This is a genomic window from uncultured Proteiniphilum sp. (assembly GCF_937873925.1).
Lineage (GTDB): Bacteria > Bacteroidota > Bacteroidia > Bacteroidales > Dysgonomonadaceae > Proteiniphilum.
Genome location: NZ_CALNAT010000209.1, coordinates 1 through 3,391, shown reverse-complemented (window position 1 = coordinate 3,391; position 3,391 = coordinate 1). Strand labels below are relative to the sequence as shown.

Annotated in this window: 4 protein-coding genes; all 4 read right to left on the bottom strand. The window is 45.3% G+C overall.

Features of this window, described 5'->3' with window-relative positions; translation table 11 throughout:
- A partial coding sequence (locus tag Q0502_RS14260) for a hypothetical protein (RefSeq protein ID WP_298652016.1) occupies positions 1-217 on the bottom strand: 217 nt, incomplete at its 3' end.
- Between the two features lie 40 nt (positions 218-257).
- Complete coding sequence (locus tag Q0502_RS14255; protein WP_298652013.1) at positions 258-1,892, bottom strand: glycoside hydrolase; 1,635 nt, start codon at positions 1,890-1,892, stop codon at positions 258-260.
- A 22-nt stretch (positions 1,893-1,914) separates the two neighbouring features.
- Positions 1,915-2,835 (bottom strand): DUF4886 domain-containing protein, encoded by a 921-nt coding sequence (locus Q0502_RS14250; RefSeq protein ID WP_298652010.1) that lies wholly within the window; start codon positions 2,833-2,835, stop codon positions 1,915-1,917.
- A 29-nt stretch (positions 2,836-2,864) separates the two neighbouring features.
- Positions 2,865-3,391, bottom strand: a 527-nt coding sequence (locus tag Q0502_RS14245; protein ID WP_298652007.1) for a hypothetical protein, incomplete at its 5' end; no start/stop codon positions are given.

The window sequence follows — 3,391 nt, the reverse complement described above, 5'->3', positions numbered from 1 at the left end:
CTTGGTCTGTTGAACCGGGCAATACTATGGTTTCGGGCAACTTGCTCACGAAATTACTGCCTTTGACAGGAATACTGACATTCATCGGGTCAAGCTTGAAGTTCCATATACCTGCTAGGGAAATGGATTCTTCCGTTTTTTTCCCGTTTTGTACCGGCTGTGCCTTTATGAAACAGCTACCAGTTATAAATAGTATGAGTAAAAGATATCTGGACATTTTGATTTGTATTTTCTTATTTCATCAACTCGAGAGTACTTTACTCCATTTCTCCCGTGAGTGTGACCACTGTCTTTGGTGCAATGACAATTTTATTCGGGTTTACTTCCGATCCTCTTTCAAGATTAGAATGCTCTGAAGTGGTATACGGGACAAGTTTCCCATTCTTCAACTTCCCATTCAGTTCAAGCTTGTATGTACGCTCGGAATTACTTGCATTGATGGCAACAACAACCAATTTCTTCGTAGCGGCATCTTTATAGGCACTTATCATCACGTCGGTTGAAGCTTGTACCGGGTCTTGTCCGTCCACATGAATCCTTTTCATGCCCGGCCGAACAAAGAAGGAGTAATTTCCGAAAGCCCACAATAGTTTGGAATCTCGAACAAACCCATCTTGTTTACAGTATTCCGGGGACTGACTACCGTTGCTTACCCCATCGTCTAGGTAAATAAGCCCATCCTTGTAATCGGCACGGGTAAGGGCTGTCCACCACTGCCAGGACGATGCATTGGCAACCACCAGGTCATTGTGAATAATACGCGCTACAAATAGGGCAGTTTTCATTCCTAAATCACGCTGATTACCTGCTCCACCCGGTATCTCACTCTCTCCAGGCTGCTCCAGAATACAATATTCTGTCTGCCAGTATTTCAGTCCCGGATATTGCTTAATTCGAGCATCCAGCTTCTGGCGATGTTCTATCTGGGCAGCTATAGGCCATACAGAGAAATAACTATGACCGGTTATCACGTTTTCCACGTTCGCGAACGATCCAATATTCAGTGTAGAGGTAGGGCTCCAGAATTCTTCCACCTGATTGTCACGCATTTCATTATTCACCTTGTCATAGAGGTAATTAATAGCGCCCGCTTCTCCCAGTGCAATGGTAGTGGATAAACCGCGTTCGCTTAATTTTTCGGATAAAAGGGAAGTGAGTTCAAATAGCTCTCGATTAATGGCAGGCGTCCCTTCCTGGCTCGCCTTGCCATTACTACCGGCCATCCAATCCCACTGCGGTTCATTTACCGGGCTCAGGTAATCAAACGTTACTTCTTCCTTATTTTGCAGGTTTTCAATACAATCGACCAGAAAATTAGCGTAATCAGGCATCATGCCTGCTTTGATATTCATTCGCTGTTTTTGGGGTGAAAATGCCTTCCCGTTGATTGTCATGTGTACAGGCGGGCTGATAGTAAACGTGAGGTATTTCTCCACTCCCCGTTCACGGGCTGCCCGTAAAAACCACCGTTGTCCCTCCTGTTTGTTCCAATCATAGGTTCCGTCGGGAGATTGGAAGCATTCCCCCCTGCGCCACTCGTTGGATATATCGCTATTGGTGCCTTGTTCCATGCTCCCGGCCCCAAGATAAAACCGCCAAATAGACAACCCGATCCCCTTGGGATTCCCCTTCTCGTCGGTCTCTTTGCTGAACAACAAATCAGCAATGGCATTTTTCTTCTCTTCCGGCCAATATTTGCCGACCATTTGGCACCGCCACGCATCGGAAGCGCCAAAACCATCGATTGTTTGCAACTCCCGTTCCGGGTTAATTTTCAATCCACGGGGTTCAAGAGAGGTCGGAACAGAAGGAGCGTCCCTTTCAGAGCCACAGGCCAGAAAAGGCAAGATGAATACAAGCAGAAGTATAACGATACGTGATAGATAATTCATAGGGATGTTTATTAGTTTAAATCTATGTGCATGGATTCTTTGATACCCTCTTTTCTTTTATATTTACCAGGCTGGTAATTTCAAAGGGACTTCTCACGGCAAAATGTGCTGCCGTTCGTGCTACTTGGGCTTCAGAATCACTTAACCCCGGTTGCACATACGTGTTATTCCTCACGTCGATATTAAATAGCTTCTCGAACCAAGCACAAGCGGCAGTATATCGACCGATTTTCTCATCCAGATGAAACCCGTCTCTGGTGAAATTATCACCGATGTAACTGCTTCTTCCATTTTGAATTGCTGTCCCTGAAGGAATGATTATATCAATAGCTTCATCTTCTGAAATCCGTTTTGATACATCAGCAATAGCCCTGTACATTTTCATCTGATCTCTGTCATAATGTGCGAAATGGTCGTGAGGAGAACTTTCTGCGTATGCCCAGGTTTGGTGCCAAATAAATTTCACGCGGGGATTGACTGCATTCTCTCTCAAATAGTTCATAATTTTAGAGAGATCATCATGAGAAGCGAGGATACCGGAATAACCACTCACTTGTTGGATGCTGATATAATCCCAGTCCTCCTCTTTGATGACCATACCAATCGTTTTCAACTCGTTACTCACAGTTCGGATTCCATTCATTATTTTTCGATAGCTGTAATCAGCTATATCCCCGGAAATATTACGCCAATGATCCTCCAATGCTCCTCCCCCTTTCATCAAGTTACCAATAACGAGCTCAATCCCTTCTGCTTTCGCCAATTCATACAAATTTTGTTCAATGGCATCCTCCGAAAAACTGTTTCCTATAGCCAGGATTTTAACCGTTCTTTGCCCCGTGCCCACAACTCCTCCTGTAGGTACCGAATCAGTACCAGCATAAATCGAATTGGTTATCTTCAGAACGAAAAGAAGAAACAGAAATATTTTAAACCTTCCCATGATTTCGTTGCAAATCCGCCGCTTTAAAGTTATTCACTTTTTACTATTCTCAGCCTATAGGTAATCAGGTCGTAAGATGCGTGCCAATCGGTATTTCCAGTCAGCGTAATGCCATAATTTGCTCCATTCGAGACCGCCCCGACAGGCTCGATAATAGATATCAAATCGCCGTAGGTGTCTCTCATGTTTGCTCGCCCCGCGGGCAATCTGAACCACCCGATATTGGCATTACTCTCGATGAATGCCCTGGGAGCCTTGAAGTTGATATTCACCCCACCTGCCGTGCGAAAATGCCCACTGTAGATATAGGGATGATCGGCTTCCCGGTACAAGCTGGTATTGTTATCGATTTCAGCCCAGCCGGCCGTGCCTACTACTGCCCCCCCGGAGATGATGGCCAGGTAGGGATAGGGATTGGAAGCAGAGTAACCAGGAAACATTTCGGCATTGGAAAAATCAGGATTAGCCACGGCCATGGGGTCAGCCCTTACTGTTTTAGCAGACATATCCACCGTGATGGTATAATACCCTTTTTGTGACACGGGCAGTTTGAACT